Origin of the sequence: Leptothoe sp. PORK10 BA2 (genome assembly GCF_034932105.1) — a bacterium.
In the GTDB taxonomy this organism is placed as follows: Bacteria; Cyanobacteriota; Cyanobacteriia; order Phormidesmidales; family Phormidesmidaceae; genus Leptothoe.
Window position 1 is genome coordinate 118,316 of the sequence record NZ_JAYGIG010000002.1, and the last position, 17,989, is coordinate 136,304.

Consider the following 17,989-nt stretch of genomic DNA (forward strand, 5'->3'; position numbering starts at 1 on the left):
TCGTATTCAGTATCACTGTTACAGTCAGCAGCACCCAGATCTTGTCCCAAGAGCAACTTTGAAGCATCAACCCACAAACCGTCTACCGACGGTTACTCCTGATAAAACAGCTCCAAGCTCTCCTGATTCCCCACATAGCGCCAGTGCCAAGGCTCATAGGCCACATTTTGCGCATTATTCTTAGGGAAAGACATCTCAAACCCGTAATAGGCCGCATTCTCATTCAGCCAACGAAACGCCTGGGTCGTATCAAAGGCAGTATTCAAATCAGCCCCAGGCTGGTTAGCATCAATAAAATCAACCACATAGCCCGTATGATGCTCGCTGTACCCTGGAGGGGCACTGACCTCAGCTCGAGCCTGGGTCGTTTGCCCCCGTTCCGCCTTCAGATCAAAAAATAAATACTGCTGATCCTCTAGGGAACGAAACCCAGAGATCACATCTAAGCCAATACCCGCAGCCCTAGCCTCAGCGATCATCGTTTCCACCTTTTGAGCCGCCTCTGGCTTTAGAAGCACCAACGAATTAGTCGATAGGGCCACCAGGTCACTGGTGTTCGCTAGATCATAGGGGCGATGGCCCAATAAGTTTGTATCCCCTGGGCTAGTCGTGGTCGCCGTCGATGGAGCAGCTGACGATTCTAATGCGGCGACGGCAGCCTCTGTATTACTGGCAGGTGGAGTAGTGGTATTAGCAGCAATGCCCGCAGTGCCAGTGATAGGGGTACCAGTGGTGGGGGTACCAGCAGTGGAGCTATTAACAGGATTACTAGCAGGAACCGCAGCCAAGGGGGCACTGGACTTCAGCAACCAAAAAATCCCTAGCCCAGCCAAACCTAAAACTGCCGTGGCCAGCAGTAGCCACGGCACGATACTCGGCTTAGGTTGGACCACGGCAGGGGCGGCATTGGACCGCAGTGTGTCCCGCCGGGCTTCTGGGATATCGTCAATAAAATTGTCCATGGATGCCACAGGTCTATGAAACTTGCGTTCATATGTTCTGCGGCTAGTGTATGGCATCCTTGTTTTTTTGAGGTACATTACTCCCAAAAATCAGAAAAAACATTTAGAAAACCAGGAAAATTACTTAAGCCCCTATCTATTCGACCAACTTCCGTGGCAAACTTTCATCAATAAATGCTATCTAATCATGGAGTAGCGTGCTTAAAGCTTGCGATCGCAAGCACCACACTATCCTTTAAGATTATCAACGGCTCAATTGTTCACAAGTTATGGACGTGCTAAGGAATCCCCATGGCCTTTGAATATCCAGACAATTTGCAGTACACCGACACCCACGAATACCTCAAGATCGATGGCGACATCATCACCATTGGCATTACAGAATTTGCCATTGACCAACTAGGCGACGTGGTGTTCCTAGAATTACCGGAGCTAGGCGATAACGTAGAAGTCGGTGAAAAATTTGGCACCATCGAGTCGGTCAAGGCGGTGGAAGACCTTAAATCTCCCGTCAATGGTGAAGTATTGGAACGTAACGATGAGCTGCTAAACGCCCCGGAGCAAATTGCAGACGATCCCTACGGTGATGGTTGGCTAATCAAAATCAAGGCCGACAATATTGACAATATTGACGACGACACCATGACGGCTGAGGAATACTCCGAACAGGTGGAAGGAGTCAGTGACTAAAATCTGGCCGTCTCACCCAGACAGGTCTGGGCAAAACAGGCCCCAGAAAAAAAAAGGCCTCAAAAAACCAAACATCACCAAAATCTAGGCAAAAGCTCTGGAAATTAGCTTTTTTCGGCAGTTCTCGGCAGTTTCGAGAATTTCCAATGCAATCCCCAATGAAATAGGTGAGAATAAGTACTTAAAGCCATCAGATACCCCTGATGGTTTTTGCTTATTGGGCTAGTTAGGCCCATAGCTAACCCTTGCCCCTTTGTCATGATTTCCTGGAGAGTTTAATGTCCTACGAACAGTCACAGCCGATGCCCGCCGCTCTTACCAACAGTTGGATTCAGACCTTAACCACCCCCAACGACTTTCCCCAGCGACACATCGGTCTGACAGCGGCGGACATCGACCACATGCTAACGGTACTGGGATATGACTCACTACCTGAATTGATCGGCACAGCAGTGCCGACGGAGATTCGGTTGGCCCAGTCCCTATCCCTGGGGGAAGGGATGAACGAACATAGCGCACTGCAAAGTATTCGTGCGATCGCAGACCAAAACCAAGTACTCACCAACTACATCGGCTTGGGCTACTACGGCTGTATCACCCCCCCCGTCATCCAACGCAATATTCTCGAAAACCCCGGCTGGTACACCCAATACACCCCCTACCAGCCAGAAATTTCCCAGGGCCGCCTAGAAGCCCTGCTCAACTACCAGACCATGGTCAGCGACCTCACCGGCCTGGAAATTGCCAACTCCTCCCTGCTGGATGAAGGCACCGCCGCCGCCGAGGCCATGGCCCTGAGTTTGGGCGTATGCAAAAACAAAGATGCCAATAAAGCCAAGGCATTTTGGGTCTCGGCAGACTGCCATCCCCAAACTATCGAAGTCATTCAAACCCGCGCCTTGCCCCTGGGGATTACCGTGGTGGTGGGCCAGCAGCCAGACTTTAGCCAGCCCCTATTTGGGCTACTGCTGCAGTACCCGGCCAGCACCGGAGCCATCACCGACTACACCGACATCATCGCCGCCGCCCACAAAGCAGGTGCAATCGTCACCGTCGCCGCCGATCTCTTAAGCCTTACCCTACTCAAAGCGCCAGGGGAGATGGGGGCAGACATTGCCGTGGGCAACACCCAACGATTTGGCGTGCCCCTGGGCTATGGCGGTCCCCATGCCGCCTACTTTGCCACTAAAACAGCCTATGCCCGTAAGCTACCGGGCCGTTTGGTGGGAGTCTCCAAAGACAGTAAGGGTCGTCCAGCCCTGCGGCTCACCCTCCAGACCCGTGAGCAACACATTCGGCGGGACGCGGCCACCAGCAATATATGTACGGCCCAGGTGCTACTAGCGGTCATGGCCAGCATGTATGCCGTCTACCATGGCCCCGCTGGCCTCCGGGCCATAGCGGAACGGGTGCATCGGCTGACGGTGGTGCTGGCGGCAGGACTGGATAAGCTGGGATATGGGGTGCCAACAGCGCCGTTCTTTGACACCTTGGCGGTAGAGGTGGGGGACCAAGCGGGGGAGATTTGCGATCGCGCCCTCAACCACAGAATTAACCTCCGCCGCATCGATGCCACCACCATCGGCATTTCCCTAGATGAAACCACCAGCCCTGAAGCCGTGGTCCAGCTACTGCAAGTGTTTGCCGGGGATAGGCCGATGCCAGCATTGGAGCACCTCCAGGCCGAAGTCACCATTCCCCCTGGGTTGGCCCGCACCAGCAGCTACCTCACCCATCCGGTATTCAACAGCTACCATTCCGAAACCGAGATGCTGCGCTACATGTACGCGCTGCAAATGAAGGACCTCTCCCTGGCCTCCGCCATGATTCCCCTCGGGTCCTGCACCATGAAGCTCAATGCCACCGCTGAAATGGTGCCTGTCACCTGGCCCGAATTTGGCCAGATCCATCCCTTTGCCCCCCTAGATCAGACCCAGGGCTACCAGACTTTATTCCACCAGCTAGAAACCTGGCTCTCAGAAATCACCGGTTTTGCCGGGATTTCCCTGCAGCCCAACGCCGGTTCCCAAGGAGAATACGCCGGACTGCTAGTGATTCGCCAATATCACCTCTCCCGAGGCGATCACCACCGTACCGTCTGCCTAATTCCCCAGTCGGCCCATGGCACCAACCCCGCCAGTGCCGTCATGGCCGGGATGAAAGTGGTGAGCGTCAACTGCTACGACGATGGCGATATCGATGTGGCTGACCTGACCGCCAAAGCCGAAAAACATAGCGACAATCTGGCCGCACTCATGATCACCTACCCCTCCACCCACGGCGTGTTTGAAGCCGGTATTCGCACCGTGTGTGACCTGATCCACCAGCACGGCGGCCAGGTGTACATGGACGGAGCCAACATGAATGCCCAGGTAGGGCTGTGCAGCCCCGGCGACATTGGCGCCGATGTGTGCCATCTCAACCTCCACAAAACCTTCTGTATTCCCCACGGCGGCGGCGGTCCCGGCGTCGGCCCGATCGGTGTTCAGAGTCATCTGGTGCCCTTTTTACCCGGCCATAGCTTGACCCCCACCCTGGGCACCGAGCAGTCCGTCGGTGCGGTATCCGCCGCCCCCTGGGGCAGTGCCAGCATCCTGCCCATTTCCTGGATGTATATCCAGATGATGGGGGCCGCCGGACTGACCCACGCCACCGAAACTGCTATTCTCAGCGCCAACTACATTGCCAAACGGTTGGCCGGTCACTACGAGATCCTCTATAAGGGCAATGCCGGACTGGTGGCCCACGAGTGCATTGTGGATCTACGCAACTTCAAAAAATCCGCCAATGTCAATGTGGATGACATCGCCAAGCGCCTGATTGACTATGGCTTCCATCCCCCCACCATGTCCTGGCCCGTGGCGGGCACCATCATGGTGGAACCCACCGAAAGCGAGTCCCTCAGCGAGCTGGACCGGTTCTGTGATGCCATGATTGCCATCCGCGATGAAATTCGCCAAATTGAAGCGGGGGAACTGCCCCAGGACAATAACCCTCTGGTGAATGCCCCCCATACCACCAGCGATCTGACCGCTGATTGGGAACGCCCCTACAGCCGGGAACAAGCGGTACATCCGACAGCGTGGACTAAGGCGCGGAAGTTCTGGCCCACGGTAAATCGGATTGATCAGGCGTTTGGCGATCGCAACTTAGTTTGCTCCTGTCTACCCATGGATGCCTACGAGGATACCGATCACCGTGGGTGATAGAAATGAAAGCACCTACAATGCCGCCGATATCGTCAACTACTATGCACAACTCAATCGTCTACAGCCCGCAGAGGCTGGAATTTTAGAGCGGCTGCGGCACCAGTTGCCCACCATGAAAATGCTGGACATCGGAGTGGGCGGAGGGCGCACAGCGCAGCACTTTGCCCCCCTAGTAGAACACTATATTGGTATCGACTACTCATCTGAAATGGTGATCGCTTGTCAAAAGAGATTTCGACAGCTGAGCCATCCCATGAGATTTGAAGTCGGCGATGCCAGGGATCTGAGCCAGTTCAAGAACAACTCATTTGACTTTATTTTATTTAGCTTCAACGGCATTGACTACGCTTCCCACCAGGATCGGCTAAAGATTTTCCAAGAAATTGAGCGGGTGGGAAAAGAAGGTTGTTATTTCTTCTTTTCCAGCCATAATCTGCAAGCCTTAGAAAGGAATCTTATGTGGCAAAACCAGATTGGTCCCAATCCCCTCAAAACCTATGAAAACCTAGTGATGCTGGGGCTATTTTGGTTATTTAATCGGCCTATGAATCAGAAAAGTATGGCGACGAAGGATCATTTGATCGTGCGTGATGAGTCCCATAACTTTCGTTTGGATACCTATTACATTCGTGCAGCCCAACAGCTTAAGCAACTGTCCACGAACTTTAGCCACGTGGAAATTTATCCATGGCAAAGCACCAAGAAAATTACCAATATGGCGGCGGCGATCATCAGTAACGACCTGTGGCTTTATTATCTATGCCGAATAAAACTTTCCGATAGATAAAATAATTGGCTAGCAAGCCACAAGCCTGACCATACCAACGTCCCCTTGAGGACATCCCTATTTATCGGCATTTTGTTGACACTCACCAGAAATATTCAAGGGTTTTAGCCTCTTAAAAGACGAGGTCAAATAATTATTAGAGGTGTCCTTAAAAGACTCAATACTATGGGCCAACGTCCGTAAGTATTGCTCTCGATCAAGCACCGCTGGGCTAGGCTCTAAACCCAAGGCAGTCAAAATCGTCCGCCAGCGATAGACCCAATCGTGCTTGAGCAGAGTATTCACAACATTACAATGCCGAATGTTAGCCACCCTTTCCGGTTGAGCATCGAGTTCTTCAATTACATCAAGCACATCCTGATGCTGAAAATCCACCTCAACCAACGCATCTTCCCAATCAAAATAGCGTTGGAACGCTTCTCCCCTAGGAGGCATACCCAGCATCACGGTGCCAGCCGCCACCCCTTCAAAATAACGACTGCCAATTTCCTGAGAACCACCAGTCTCTTCGACGGAATTGAATTTGGCATGGGCGGTAATGTTATAGCGCGTCCTTTGTAAGAGACTGATCAACTTAGCCCGATGCTGTCGACCATCGTCAATTTCTAATTTTTGATTTTTAATAGTGTCATAGAAGTAGAAAAAATTACGGTCTTGTTGAAACCGTTGGAATAATACTTGGTGCACGTGGGGAAAACGACGCCCCACACAACAAACATCAATCGTTCTCTGCCGAGGTTCGGGATAGGGACAAAACTTCAGGGCATCTACTGCTGGAGGTAGGTAATCACAGGGTACGCCAGTGGCATTTGCTAAGGTTTCCACACAGTTAGCGGTGCCTGTAAATATCCGATCAAAGTTTTTAAACGGCTCGACAAGTAAACGCCAGTCGTCAAAACTGGGCTTCCACGTCTCCATAATGTAGCAAGCCTTATAACGGCATTTATCTCTCCAGTTTTTAACTGACTCCAACAAATGCATTTGCCAAGGATTATCTAAAACCGCAAACAGTAAATCGTATTCATGCTCTAAAGATACTTCGGTGGGGAAAGGTGCAATAGCACTAGCAATGCGATCGGAACGAGTCGCAAATTTAGTAGCTCGGTATATTCCCCTAGCTAGTGAGTGCTCTTGTGACGGAGCGTGTAGCTTAGCGCCCTCCAAATCGCAGAGCACATCTTCAAATTCATAAATACTACAGTTAGCTACTTGAAATCGGAATCCTCTGACAGAGATCACTAAAATACGGGGCTCGTGCTCTCTATCTGAATCTGTAACCAATAAAGTATTCAATAAGGTATTCATTTATGTAGCGATATATTTACCTAAAGGGCAAAACTAGCATGGGATTGTTTCACGAAATCGCGTAACACATCTAACGTCTTAAGAATGCTGGAGGCGATAAGCGAACAATCTTCGAGAAAAGTTCCCACTTTTTCTGACGGTAACCATTGATAGATATCGTCAATCTCTGAGTACTCCTAAAACTATCTGGACGAGAAATCAAAAGGTACCAACTTAAGCCGGAAAATCCTGGCTAGGCGGGGAATCCGGGGCCAGAAGCCAGAAGCCAGTGAGGTCCTGACTCCTGACTCCTGACTCCTGACTCCTGACAACTATCCTTGGGAAAACGTCCCGCTTTGAGTTAGTACCCCAAAATTACTTTTATAGATCTATCTTACTTCCAATATTTTTTTTAGACGCTGCTTTAGAAGGTCCGTTCCAGATATCAGATGGCCCTAAAGCTCCGAATCTATATTCTCCAAAACCTCATTCCATCGTCCCAACTTTGAGCGGTCCGATGTGCCTGAATTCAGGCAGCAAGGCTTTTCATCCAACCTCTTACAGCCATCCCTTATTTTTCCCAAGGCTTGAGAGATATTACCGGACCCTGATTGTGAAGTTCCAAAAAATATCTCAGTCGCTTGAACCGCTTGTTTTTTCTTGGTTTAGGCGCTTTCTCTCAATAAATACGGACAATCTGTCCATATTTGACAGTCCGATGGCAGTCTACGATGCCTTTGCATAACGTTTACACAAGCGCTAACTGGGATGTGGCGACAACAATAGATCCGCGTCTAACTAATTCAGATTCAATGTTCTAGCCATCACGGGTGGTGTGAACAATGGGTGCCAAGGGCTAAAATACTGCCGAGACACTCGGTATAGCTTTGGTCACATTGGTTAGGACAATTCATATCCCTTGAAGGCGTTAAGCTGCACCACCCATGGGACACGCAAACGCCCTAATGCATTAGGACGTTTGCTATGAAGCCTATGTGATGCACAAATGTCCTAATAAAGCAGAACATTTGCCATGGCTACTAGGGGCAAATGCACATCCCAAACCTGTGTCCGATCTTACCTAAGCAACCCAAGGAGTGAGTAGGTAAATTCCACATATGTCAGATCTATTTGATGGGTTTCTCCGGCAACCCCTTTAAAACTCAACGTTATCTGGCGTCCGGGGAAACGGAATCACATCCCGAATATTAGCCATGCCGGTCATAAACTGTACCAGCCGCTCAAAGCCCAGGCCAAAGCCCGCATGGGGGACCGTACCATAGCGACGCAGATCCATATACCACCAGTAATCATCCTTGGGTAAGCCAGCTTCGGTAATGCGGGCTGCCAACACATCTAACCGCTCTTCCCGCTGGGACCCGCCAATAATTTCACCAATGCGAGGAGCCAACACATCCATCGCCGCCACGGTCTTGCCCCCATCATTCAGACGCATGTAAAACGCCTTAATCTCAGTGGGATAGTCTGTCACAATGACCGGCTTCTTGAAATACTCTTCCGCTAGATAACGCTCGTGCTCAGATTGCATGTCTAACCCCCAGGAGACGGGGTATTCAAATGTTTTGTCGCATTTTTCCAATAGTTTAATCGCATCCGTATAGGTAATGCGCTCAAACTCATTGTCAATGATGTTGTTGGCGGTCTCTAGAACTGTGTTTTCAATCTGTTTGTTAAAGAATTCCATGTCATCGGGACAGTCTTCTAACACCCGTTTGAAAACAAACTTAAGAAACTCTTCCGCTAGGTCCATGTTGCCCTCTAGATCACAGAAGGCCATCTCCGGTTCCATCATCCAAAACTCTGCTAGGTGACGGGAGGTATTGGAATTTTCGGCCCGGAAGGTGGGACCAAAGCTATAGACATTGCTAAAGGCCATGGCCATAATCTCGGCTTCCAACTGGCCGCTTACAGTCAGATACGTGGGCTTACCAAAAAAGTCCTGGCTATAGTCCACCTTGCCGTCATCGCCTTTGGGTAATTTGTCCAGGTTCAGACTGGTGACGGTAAACATTTCCCCTGCCCCTTCACAGTCACTGGCGGTCAGGATAGGGGTGTGGATCCAGAGAAAATCACGGCTTTGGAAAAACTCGTGGATGGCATTGGCGCAGGCATTGCGGACACGGAAGACGGCCCCGAGGGTATTGGTGCGCGATCGCAAATGCCCCAAGCCCCGCAAAAACTCAAACGAATGCCGTTTTTTCTGCAATGGATAGGTTTCCGCATCCGACTCACCCACCACCTCAACGCTGCTAGCCTGCAGCTCCACCCGCTGACCTTTTCCCGGCGACTCCGCCAAAGTCCCCGTCGCCACCACCGAAGCCCCCGTAGTAATCCGCTTCATGGCATCGTCATAGCCCTCAATCTTGGCATCCGCAATCACCTGCAGCCCATTCATAGAGGACCCATCATTAATATCTAAAAAACTAAACGCCTTAGAATCACGCTTAGTGCGGACCCACCCCTTGATAGTGACAACATCACCAGGGTTACCAGATTTTAGAATGTGTTTGATGCGCTGGGTGGTCATTGCCTGTCCATAATTTTGACTTTATATAAGTTAGCGCAGGCAGCGTTCTTTATTCGAGCATTCATTCCGATATCCCCTGAGGAATACCCCTCAGACATCCACCTATGACCCAAACCACCCCCGAAAAAACCACCCCAGCACCAGCCCTAAACCCACAAACCGTAACACCTGCCAAAAGGGTTCCTTCAAAGCGTTCCAAGACATCAGCTGGTTTTCCAGCGTTTCCTCCAGGGTGGCAATTTGCTGACGCAACCGCTTTAACTCCGCCTGAGGCAAATGCCCCTGGGTAATCTGGGCCTGGGCTTGGGCACGTTGACCAAACGCCTCACACACCTCGCCATAGCGCTGACGCAACGCATTAAAATCCTGCTCAGTTTCCTCTAAGGCCACCGCAAAATCAGTCAGATCTTGCTCAGTCAGGGACAGGGACGATTTCATCGGGCTACCAAGCTCATACAGTAGATAACAGTAGATATAAACTTTAAGGTACAGAAGAGGAATCTATCGAGAAACCTCTACCACCTAGGGTGGTCACCACCCCCTATCCAGCCCCATCCCCCATGAGTGACATAAACATGGCTTCTGACCAGACAACTTTGAACCTGCAGGGCGCCGAGTCCCTAGCCCTGGCCCAAGCCCTCGCCCAGCAGTTAGCCATTAGTCCCATAGACTGGCACCGACTCAATTCAAACAGGCAAGTACGGGCAAAAGAACAGGTAGCCGCCGCCCTAGTCTATTTGCTCAAGGATCAGCCAGAAGAAGCCCTACCCCGGCTAGAACAGGCCATCGGCTGGCTAAATCGGAGCGTCAAAGCCCCCCCCTGTCCCACCCACGGGGAGCGTCCCACCCATGGGTAAGCGTCCCACCCACGGGGTAGGGACTCACCCACGGGGTAGGGTCACTAGCTCCACATCGTCCCCAACTTTCGCCCCCCATACCTGGGCCGCACTACCCCCATTGACCGCAATTTCAACGTACCCGTGACTGCCAATCAGGGCTAAGGCTTCGCCAGGTTCACCATGGCCATAGGTGGTGGAGTACCTCACCATTCGCCCGCCCATACACACCTGCCACGACTGGCCAGTCAGCTTGTGCCCTAGGATCGTGGTCACCAAATTACCAAAGTGATCAATATACTGAATGCTGCCGAGATAGCCATGGCCCGTGGCAACCGCATTCCCCAGGGATAACCTCACCAGGCTAGAGACCGCTAACGGAGTCCCCAGCTGCTCCATGGGCACCCCGTTAGCTAAATGGGCGGCAACGGAGGCAAAAATATCGCGGCCATGGAACGTATGACTGGGCTGAGGCGTAAGCCAGTAGTCAGCATTCACCAAGGCCACAGCAGCCGTAATCGGGAACCCCGTCAGAATCCCATTATCAGGCGCAACCACCATTTGCCCCCCATTCTCCGTAGCAACCTGGACAGCGATCGCCGCCCGCTGCGTCCCCACCCCCGGATCAACCACCACCCCATGGACAGTCCCCCCAGGGAAATAGCCATAGCTCGTCAGCAAATTAAAGCGAGCAGCCAAGATATCCTGCGGTAATATTCCATGGGTAAGATCAACCACCTGGCTGTGGGGACTAATGCCAGCAATCACCCCCTTCATCACACCGACATAGCTATCTGTGTGACCAAAGTCCGTTAGCAATGTGATCACGCCCATAGGGTGTTCACTCCTCAAAGTGATACGTTTTTCCCAATGAGTAATTCTTTATCACACTGTATAGAGGCCCTGTCGCTCAACGCCATTGAACGTCATGTCTTCATATGCGCTGACCAAACCAAGCCCATATGCTGTGACAAAGCCAGTAGTATTGAGGCCTGGAACTATCTCAAAAAAAGACTGCAAGAGCTGCAGTTAACTATTCCTACGGAGGAGAAGCCTGGCTGTATCTTTCGGACCAAGGCAAACTGTCTAAGGGTGTGCCAGCAGGGTCCAATCTTGGTGGTTTACCCTGACGGCGTGTGGTACCACAGTGCGACGCCCGATGTAATAGAACGCATTATCCAGGAGCATCTCATTGGTAATCAAGTGGTGGAAGCTTACGCTTTCCTGACACGGCCCCTACCCGATGTAAATAAGTACCGGACGATCCGTGATCCTATTGATTGATTGGGAACACTTGATTTGACCATAGGGGCAAAGCAGTTGATACAAAAGCGGTTGCTGCCCTCTAGCCTCTCAAGGCAACAAAGCTTGAAATATGTACAACCTTGCAATAAATTTAACTGCGCTTAATAAAATGACCCTGATTGACTATAGTCCGTACAGTATCATCAACAAAGATGTATACATACAAATCACTTAAGCTACGGCCATTGGCATCAGCTCTTCTGGCCCCTGCCCAGGGACTACCCCATAAATTTTGAACTTATCGTTTATCAACCTATCCCCACTAGCCTTCAAGTAAAACACGTACACGGCATGAAAGAACTTACTACTGGCGATCAAAAGAAACTCTTACTAATAGATGATGATCCTAATCTCATCCTATTAGTTAGGGATTACCTAGAATTTCGTGGCTATCAAGTTGTAACGGCGGGCAATGGTCGTGAAGCCCTTGATGTGCTGGGTGGATTGGTCCCTGACATGATCATCTGCGATGTCATGATGCCCGAAATGGATGGTTACGCCTTTGTGGAACAGGTTCGCCAAGATCCAGGTAAAAGCTGGATTCCCATCCTATTTCTGTCCGCTAAGGGCCAAAGCCAAGACCGGGTGAAGGGTCTAACCACCGGTGCCGATGTCTACATGGTCAAACCCTTTGAACCCGAAGAGTTAGTCGCCCAGGTAGAGTCTTCCCTGAAGCAGGCCTCCCGACTGATTCACCATCAGACAAAATCTGGCAGTAGTGCTCCCACTATTCAAGTACCGTTCGATGTTGAACTTACGCCGACGGAACTTAAAGTGGTGCAGTTTGTCGCCCGAGGCATGGCCAACCGCGAGATTGCAGACGAACTCAAGGTAAGTCAACGTACCATTGAAAGCCACGTCAGCAATATGCTGGGCAAAACAGGCCTCCATAACCGCACCGAGCTAGCCCGCTGGGCCATGGAAAATAACAAAGCCTAGGACAGATGACCCTCATTAGGGCAGGTTTCTGCCGTGTACCTGCCCTAATCCTAGGAAAAATCAGAATAGATCAACTGATAGCTTAAAGGGCGTCAAACTTCGGTATAATGCTAAAGCTTTGCTGGTGTAGCTCAGTTGGTAGAGCAGCTGATTTGTAATCAGCCGGCCGTCCGTTCGAGTCGGATCACCAGCTTTCTAGAGAAATCAATGGTTTCCCCGACTGGGTAAGGCTCTCGAGCTTTACCCAGTCGGCGTTTTAGCGCCCCCTCTGAAAACACGTTGGACATTTTTGGGTCAGTTTAGACAGGTTTGAGCGGGTGATTGGGGTAAAGATTGGGGTAAAAAATTGGGGTAAATGGTTACCATGAAGTAGAACGCTAGTTCTACGATTAGAGGGCAGTGACATGTATGCCAAATCGTGGCCTGGAGCAAAATCGGGTAACACTTTTTATGCCACTTGCAGCGCTGCACACCCCCTATCTGGGTTGTCTGGGGTGACCTAGAACCACGATACTCAAGGCTTGTCATCACCGCTTACGCGAGTCCAATCCATGAGTCCAGCCTCCTCAGTTGCCGCTACCTTGCGCCCCGAAACTCGACAGCAGATAGCGATTGAGGCGCTGGCCAAGTCCAAACCCATCAGTCATCTCGCCACTGACTATGAGGTCAGTCGTAAATTCGTCTATGAGCAGAGCGGCAAGGCGAAGCTGGCCTTGAATGAATCCTTCGCGCCCACGACGCCTGACGAGCAAATCCTTTTTCACCTACCGATCACTAAAGCCTGGCTGTGCCAACTGATGCTCGGACTCGTGTTGATTTGCCACAGCTCCTTGCGAGGCGTCGTCGAGTTGCTTCGGGACGTCTTTGACGTGGCCATCAGTGCCAGTACGGTGCGCAATCGCCTTAATACCGCAGCAGCGCAGGCTAGTGCGATCAACGGGGCTCAAGACCTGTCGCCGATTGAGGTTGATCTTCGAGACGAAATTTTCCAGTGTTCCAACCCTGTGCTAGTGGGTGTGGATGCTGCTTCGACCTATTGCTACTTGCTGGCATTGGCTGAGCACCGGGATGCTGATACCTGGGGCTGCCATTTGCTAGATGCGGTAGATCAAGGACTCGCCCCGACGCGGACGATCGCCGATGCGGGTAGCGGACTGCGGGCAGGCCATCAGGCGGCATTTGGGGATGAGATCCCCTGCCATGGTGATGTCTTCCATATTCAGCATCAATGCCAGGGCGTTGCCAACAGTCTGACACGTCAGGCCATGGGAGCCACCACCCGTCGCCAGGAACTGGAGCAGAAGATGGTGGTCGCCAAACAGAAGGCACAGGGCCATTGCCTCTCCAAAAAAATGACGCTAGCTCGGCAGCATGAGGTGAGCGCGATCGCCCTAGCCCAAGATGTCAAAACCCTCATCGGGTGGTTAAACCACGATGTTCTGGAATTGGCTGGCCCAGCGCTAGCAGAGCGTCAGGAACTTTATGATTTTGTAGTGGCAGAACTCCAGTTCAGAGAAACGATTGGCGGCAAAAAAGTTCGCGTCCTGCGCAAAGCTTTGCAAAATCAGCGGGACGATATTCTGGGGTTTGCTCAGGTACTAGATGACAAGCTCGCTGACATTGCTCAGCAGCTGAAGACACCACTCCCTCTAGTGCGGGAAATGTGTCTGCTATTCCGCAAACAGCCCACCTCTAATGCGTACTGGCAAGCCTGGAATCAGCTCCACCAGAAACTATCAGGACAATTCCATCAGCTCTACGAAGCGGTTCAGGCCGCGATGAAGCAGACGCCTAGAGCCAGCTCCATGGTAGAAAATCTCAACTCTCGATTGCGCAATTACTTTTTCCTTAGGAAGCAACTCGGGCCTGACTATCTCAATCTATTGCAATTCTTTCTGAATTCCCGTCAGTTCATGCGCAGCGAGTGTGAGGAACGAGTAGGCAAGAGTCCTACCGAATTGATGACGGGTAAAAGTCATCCCCATTGGTTAGAACTCCTTGGGTTTAAGCGCTTCCAACAGGCCTAATCAGAAACGCTAAAGGGTGACAGGTCATCATCGTCATGATGGCCTAATTTGTCGTGCGAGTGTTACCCGAAAACGGCCATTTTTGCACCGTGCCCAACTTTCCCCCAAATAAATTTCTCGCAACAGGGCCAACTTGCAACGCAGCTGCACCCCCCATAATAAAGAGATTGCATCCGGGCCACTGCAAATGCTTATCAAGTACCGGCAACCCCTGCACCGTAGGAATCGGATACTGTTCTCGGACAGCAGATAACAGTGGCCAGTCCTGGACATCCAATGTACTACCTGTAGCCAGCCAGATACGGTCAATGGGCAAGTGGGTAATACATTGGTGAGCCTCCGGATGGCTACAGAGAACTTGCCATGCCGTTTCCTGCCAGGTGGCAGAGTGTACTTCGCACTGCTCATAAAACGAGAGTTTGCCACTCCGTTCTAGCCGTCGCAATTTCGTCAGCACAGCCGGGGTTAGGGAGCCACCATTGCGGGCATCTCGAATCATTTCCCAGCGATTTTCCCAGCTAGGTTCGGCGTAAAACCCCTTGAGGTATTTAGGCCCCAACCAGCCGGGTGCGGAATCAAACAGCTTTTCGTAAAAGGTGCGGCGAGCCATCATCATGACCTGTGCACCTCGTGCGATCGCACCCAACGCCAGGTGACCACTGGTAAGACCGCTACCAATGATCAAAATTCGTTCTCCCGATAGCCGTAATCCTCGCAGGTCAACTTGGCGAGAATGACATAGACGGTCAGGAGGATAGCTCTGGGGCAGCGCTTTTGCCCAATTTGGCAGATGGGGCACACCGCCAGCAATGGCCAGCACCACTCGTCTGGCGGTCAACACCTGACCATCGGCCAGGGTCAAGCGGAAGCGCTGCCGTCCCTGTTGACGAATAGGCTCAAGCTGTTCGACCTGGGCTGGAATCACCCGATCTTCTAGCTGCCAACGGCGGATAACCTCCTGACTAAAGTCATGAAACAGCTGGGTACCCGGTAAATCATAAGGTGGGAACAGTTCATCAGCCCTCGATTCAGCAAACATCCGCAACGCGTGGGGATTAGGGTCAGGATGATGGACAGCGGGCGATCTCAAATGGGGGATCTCATAAGCCGCAAACTGATGTTGCCACTGCTGCAACCACTGTCCTGACGGATCGAGCACCACAAACCGATGGCGCATGGACTGCTTCTTTTGCAGCAGATGCGTGACCAGGGTCAAAGCCTGGGGACCTGCCCCCACAATGGCTAAATCAACGGCCAAATCAGTTGCTAAATCAATCGTCTTGGACAGCGTAGCAACATCAACCATAAATAAACCTAAAGATGATAATGATTATCGTTCCTAGGTCTATAATGCAAACCTAGTTGTAAACCGTCAAGCTAAGCTATGTCTCTAAATGTGAGTGAAAAATTGGTGCAACAGGCCGCTGAGGGCACTGTAGAAGAGCAAGCCTTTGCAGAAACCATTCGACAGTCCCTGCCCTATGCCTGGGGCATTGTCGAAACCCTGGTCCAGCAGCTACAGGCCGGTAAGGAGTGGGCCGATCATGCTGTGCCACCGCCCGATGAGCAAGCCCGTGGGCAGCTGCTACGGATGGTGGGCGGAGACGCTATTCGGGGAGCCGTTGAGCAGCACTTTGATATCAAGCTAGCCTTTCAGAACTGCCATAGACTGGCGGCATTTCAATACGATGCGCTGGATTCTGCCGCGTATCGCGACTTTATCTCAGTGCGCAGTCAGATTTTGAACCAGTCCCCTGAGCTTAAAGACTGCTAGTACCCTATGGAATCCTTCGACCTCACGTTGGTGGCCGGCCCTCCTGGGGTGGGTAAAACCACCTGGATTAGTCAGTTTCTCAAAAACGCTTCGCGTCCTTTGTTTTATTTGTGTCCTTGTGCTCAGGAGTCCGTTGATTTGGCCAAAATTGGCTATCGCTTTCCCTGGGTGTCGATTATTTCTGACGACCAGGCTGCCACCGTGCTGGCCGATTTACCAGACCAGGCTCAGGTTTTTATAGAGTTAGGCTTTCATCTAGATCTGGGGTCACCGCTTTTAGCCACGTTGCCTGGGCGGCGGATCGCCATCTTACCGCCTAGTTTAGAATCTTCTGAATGGCACAACTGGGCTGACGAGGTCATACCTAGTAACAACGATCAGGTGTCGGGTGATCTAACATCAGGTTCCGGCAAGCTACCGACCATATGGCGATCGCCGCTGACGGGACAAGTGTTTGATCCCCGCAGTCTGGATGAGGTATTAATTGAGCTGACAGGTGGAGCCTACGGTCAGATAATGCGCTTAAAAGGCATTTTTGAACTGCCGGATGGTCAGGCGTTCTATGTTGACTTTGTCAAAGGATTACCAGGTCTTGAATACACTGCACTAAAGTTGCCCCGCTGGCTACAGGGACGTCCTGATCGATTTAGCGGTCTGGAAATCGTCGGTCGTAATTTAGAGCAACAAACTATTGCCCAAACATTGCTAGCATCGTGTTTGGCCGATGATGTTTTGATTCAGTATCAGCGGCAGTACAACCAATTGCAGGCAGAAGAGACCGAGCAGGAGGCAGTAGTATGAAACTCGCGGTAATTTCTTGCATTCATGGTAACTACGAAGCGCTGAATGCGGTGTTGTCAGACATTGACGCCCAGAAAGCTGACCAGATTTACTGTCTAGGGGATCTGGTGGGCTATGGTCCCTATCCTAACGAGGTCGTGGATCGAATTCGCGGGTTGGAAATTCCCACCTGCCAGGGATGTTGGGATGAGGATATTGTGGAAGGCTTAAATGCCTGTGAATGTAGCTACCCCTCACAACTGGCAGAACAGCGGGGCAAACTGGCCCATGAATGGACCAATAACGAAATTCGACCCAATGTGCGGGAGTATTTGGCCACATTACCTGTGTCGTTAAAACGGGATAACCTTTGTTTTGTTCATGGCAGTCCCAACAGTCAGCATGAGTATTTGTTACCCAGTATGGATGGCTTTGCAGCGCTGGAACGGGTTCTCTCTGCCGATGCCGATGTGTTGTTCTGTGGTCATACCCATGTTCCCTATGTGCGAGAGTTAGCGGATGGCAAACTGTCGGTGACGGTGAAAAGTCCAGCCCAAACAGACTCTCCTCAACAGTTTGAGACATCGCTAAAACGTATTATTAATGCAGGTTCCGTAGGAGAACCCCGCCATGGTCGGCCCAATGCCACCTATGTTCTCTATGACACGGAGACAGCCCAGGTGACCCTGCGGGAAGTTGCCTATAACTATACCAGGACCTGTCTGGCTATCCTCGAAAAGGGATTGCCTTCTATCTTTGCATGGCGGTTAGCGCGGGGCATGGAGTTTGCGGAACGGGCGGACGATCCGACCCATGTATGTGAGCGCTAGATACTAAAACAACGGGGT

Annotated in this window: 16 protein-coding genes and 1 tRNA gene; 11 read left to right on the top strand and 6 right to left on the bottom strand. The window is 51.5% G+C overall.

All coding sequences use genetic code 11. From position 1 onward, the window contains the following. Positions 1-92 precede the first annotated feature (92 nt). On the bottom strand, positions 93-962 hold the full coding sequence (locus VB741_RS01360; RefSeq protein ID WP_323363338.1) for a M15 family metallopeptidase: 870 nt from the start codon (positions 960-962) through the stop codon (positions 93-95). Positions 963-1,253: 291 nt separating this feature from the next. On the opposite strand from VB741_RS01360, the gene gcvH reads away from it, so the two are divergent. The 3 genes from gcvH to VB741_RS01375 all read left to right on the top strand — a co-directional run bounded on the left by gcvH (position 1,254) and on the right by VB741_RS01375 (position 5,648). Then, the gene (gene gcvH / locus VB741_RS01365; RefSeq protein ID WP_323363339.1) at positions 1,254-1,652 is read left to right on the top strand and encodes a glycine cleavage system protein GcvH; all 399 of its coding nucleotides are present in this window, start codon (positions 1,254-1,256) and stop codon (positions 1,650-1,652) included. Between the two features lie 278 nt (positions 1,653-1,930). Continuing rightward, complete coding sequence (gcvP, locus tag VB741_RS01370) at positions 1,931-4,858, top strand: aminomethyl-transferring glycine dehydrogenase (RefSeq protein WP_323363340.1); 2,928 nt, start codon at positions 1,931-1,933, stop codon at positions 4,856-4,858. Continuing rightward, positions 4,851-5,648 carry a class I SAM-dependent methyltransferase gene (locus tag VB741_RS01375; protein ID WP_323363341.1) on the top strand — a complete coding sequence of 266 codons (798 nt, stop codon included), beginning with the start codon at positions 4,851-4,853 and terminating at the stop codon, positions 5,646-5,648. The genes gcvP and VB741_RS01375 overlap by 8 nt, the downstream gene beginning before the upstream one ends. A gap of 57 nt (positions 5,649-5,705) precedes the next feature. Here the strand turns inward: VB741_RS01375 and VB741_RS01380 are convergent, their stop codons facing one another. The 3 genes from VB741_RS01380 to VB741_RS01390 all read right to left on the bottom strand — a co-directional run bounded on the left by VB741_RS01380 (position 5,706) and on the right by VB741_RS01390 (position 9,918). Then, positions 5,706-6,566 (bottom strand): glycosyltransferase, encoded by an 861-nt coding sequence (locus tag VB741_RS01380; protein WP_323363342.1) that lies wholly within the window; start codon positions 6,564-6,566, stop codon positions 5,706-5,708. Positions 6,567-8,088: 1,522 nt separating this feature from the next. After that, positions 8,089-9,480, bottom strand: coding sequence for an asparagine--tRNA ligase (gene asnS, locus VB741_RS01385; RefSeq protein WP_323363343.1), 1,392 nt, complete (start codon positions 9,478-9,480; stop codon positions 8,089-8,091). Positions 9,481-9,582: 102 nt separating this feature from the next. After that, complete coding sequence (locus VB741_RS01390; RefSeq protein ID WP_323363344.1) at positions 9,583-9,918, bottom strand: hypothetical protein; 336 nt, start codon at positions 9,916-9,918, stop codon at positions 9,583-9,585. Positions 9,919-10,040: 122 nt separating this feature from the next. On the opposite strand from VB741_RS01390, the gene VB741_RS01395 reads away from it, so the two are divergent. After that, entirely contained in the window at positions 10,041-10,337 is a 297-nt protein-coding gene (locus VB741_RS01395; RefSeq protein ID WP_323363345.1) for a DUF6439 family protein, read from the top strand. A 24-nt stretch (positions 10,338-10,361) separates the two neighbouring features. On the opposite strand, the gene VB741_RS01400 is transcribed toward VB741_RS01395, so the two are convergent. Beyond that, entirely contained in the window at positions 10,362-11,150 is a 789-nt protein-coding gene (locus VB741_RS01400) for an SAM hydrolase/SAM-dependent halogenase family protein (protein WP_323363346.1), read from the bottom strand. Positions 11,151-11,186: 36 nt separating this feature from the next. On the opposite strand from VB741_RS01400, the gene VB741_RS01405 reads away from it, so the two are divergent. The 4 genes from VB741_RS01405 (at position 11,187) to VB741_RS01420 (ending at position 14,587) form a co-directional block, all read left to right on the top strand. Continuing rightward, positions 11,187-11,600 carry a (2Fe-2S) ferredoxin domain-containing protein gene (locus tag VB741_RS01405; RefSeq protein ID WP_323363347.1) on the top strand — a complete coding sequence of 138 codons (414 nt, stop codon included), beginning with the start codon at positions 11,187-11,189 and terminating at the stop codon, positions 11,598-11,600. Between the two features lie 312 nt (positions 11,601-11,912). Then, positions 11,913-12,560, top strand: a complete 648-nt coding sequence (locus VB741_RS01410) for a response regulator transcription factor (RefSeq protein ID WP_323363348.1) — start codon at positions 11,913-11,915, stop codon at positions 12,558-12,560. Positions 12,561-12,680: 120 nt separating this feature from the next. After that, positions 12,681-12,753, top strand: a tRNA-Thr gene (locus tag VB741_RS01415). A gap of 358 nt (positions 12,754-13,111) precedes the next feature. Next, complete coding sequence (locus VB741_RS01420; protein WP_323363349.1) at positions 13,112-14,587, top strand: hypothetical protein; 1,476 nt, start codon at positions 13,112-13,114, stop codon at positions 14,585-14,587. Between the two features lie 43 nt (positions 14,588-14,630). On the opposite strand, the gene VB741_RS01425 is transcribed toward VB741_RS01420, so the two are convergent. Then, positions 14,631-15,893, bottom strand: a complete 1,263-nt coding sequence (locus VB741_RS01425; protein WP_323363350.1) for a SidA/IucD/PvdA family monooxygenase — start codon at positions 15,891-15,893, stop codon at positions 14,631-14,633. 78 nt (positions 15,894-15,971) lie between these two features. Here VB741_RS01425 and VB741_RS01430 point away from each other — a divergent pair, with 78 nt between their 5' ends. The 3 genes from VB741_RS01430 to VB741_RS01440 are packed head-to-tail and all read left to right on the top strand — an operon-like array spanning position 15,972 to position 17,971. Beyond that, a complete protein-coding gene (locus VB741_RS01430) occupies positions 15,972-16,361 on the top strand; it encodes an SCO5389 family protein (RefSeq protein ID WP_323363351.1) in 390 nt (129 codons plus the stop codon). A gap of 6 nt (positions 16,362-16,367) precedes the next feature. Beyond that, positions 16,368-17,162 carry a GTP-binding protein gene (locus tag VB741_RS01435; protein ID WP_323363352.1) on the top strand — a complete coding sequence of 265 codons (795 nt, stop codon included), beginning with the start codon at positions 16,368-16,370 and terminating at the stop codon, positions 17,160-17,162. Continuing rightward, positions 17,159-17,971: a metallophosphoesterase family protein gene (locus VB741_RS01440; RefSeq protein ID WP_323363353.1), complete on the top strand. Its 813-nt coding sequence runs from the start codon at positions 17,159-17,161 to the stop codon at positions 17,969-17,971. Before VB741_RS01435 ends, VB741_RS01440 begins: the two co-directional genes overlap by 4 nt. Positions 17,972-17,989: the final 18 nt, after the last annotated feature.

Excerpts from the sequence above, each read along its gene's own strand:
- VB741_RS01390 (WP_323363344.1), bottom strand. The coding sequence starts at position 9,918 with ATGAAATCGTCCCTGTCCCTGACTGAGCAAGATCTGACTGATTTTGCG.
- gcvH (WP_323363339.1), top strand. The coding sequence starts at position 1,254 with ATGGCCTTTGAATATCCAGACAATTTGCAGTACACCGACACCCACGAA.
- VB741_RS01435 (WP_323363352.1), top strand. The coding sequence starts at position 16,368 with ATGGAATCCTTCGACCTCACGTTGGTGGCCGGCCCTCCTGGGGTGGGT.
- VB741_RS01395 (WP_323363345.1), top strand. The coding sequence starts at position 10,041 with ATGAGTGACATAAACATGGCTTCTGACCAGACAACTTTGAACCTGCAG.
- VB741_RS01425 (WP_323363350.1), bottom strand. The coding sequence starts at position 15,893 with ATGGTTGATGTTGCTACGCTGTCCAAGACGATTGATTTAGCAACTGAT.
- VB741_RS01380 (WP_323363342.1), bottom strand. The coding sequence starts at position 6,566 with ATGGAGACGTGGAAGCCCAGTTTTGACGACTGGCGTTTACTTGTCGAG.
- VB741_RS01405 (WP_323363347.1), top strand. The coding sequence starts at position 11,187 with ATGAGTAATTCTTTATCACACTGTATAGAGGCCCTGTCGCTCAACGCC.
- gcvP (WP_323363340.1), top strand. The coding sequence starts at position 1,931 with ATGTCCTACGAACAGTCACAGCCGATGCCCGCCGCTCTTACCAACAGT.
- VB741_RS01430 (WP_323363351.1), top strand. The coding sequence starts at position 15,972 with ATGTCTCTAAATGTGAGTGAAAAATTGGTGCAACAGGCCGCTGAGGGC.
- VB741_RS01420 (WP_323363349.1), top strand. The coding sequence starts at position 13,112 with ATGAGTCCAGCCTCCTCAGTTGCCGCTACCTTGCGCCCCGAAACTCGA.
- VB741_RS01440 (WP_323363353.1), top strand. The coding sequence starts at position 17,159 with ATGAAACTCGCGGTAATTTCTTGCATTCATGGTAACTACGAAGCGCTG.
- asnS (WP_323363343.1), bottom strand. The coding sequence starts at position 9,480 with ATGACCACCCAGCGCATCAAACACATTCTAAAATCTGGTAACCCTGGT.
- VB741_RS01410 (WP_323363348.1), top strand. The coding sequence starts at position 11,913 with ATGAAAGAACTTACTACTGGCGATCAAAAGAAACTCTTACTAATAGAT.
- VB741_RS01360 (WP_323363338.1), bottom strand. The coding sequence starts at position 962 with ATGGACAATTTTATTGACGATATCCCAGAAGCCCGGCGGGACACACTG.
- VB741_RS01400 (WP_323363346.1), bottom strand. The coding sequence starts at position 11,150 with ATGGGCGTGATCACATTGCTAACGGACTTTGGTCACACAGATAGCTAT.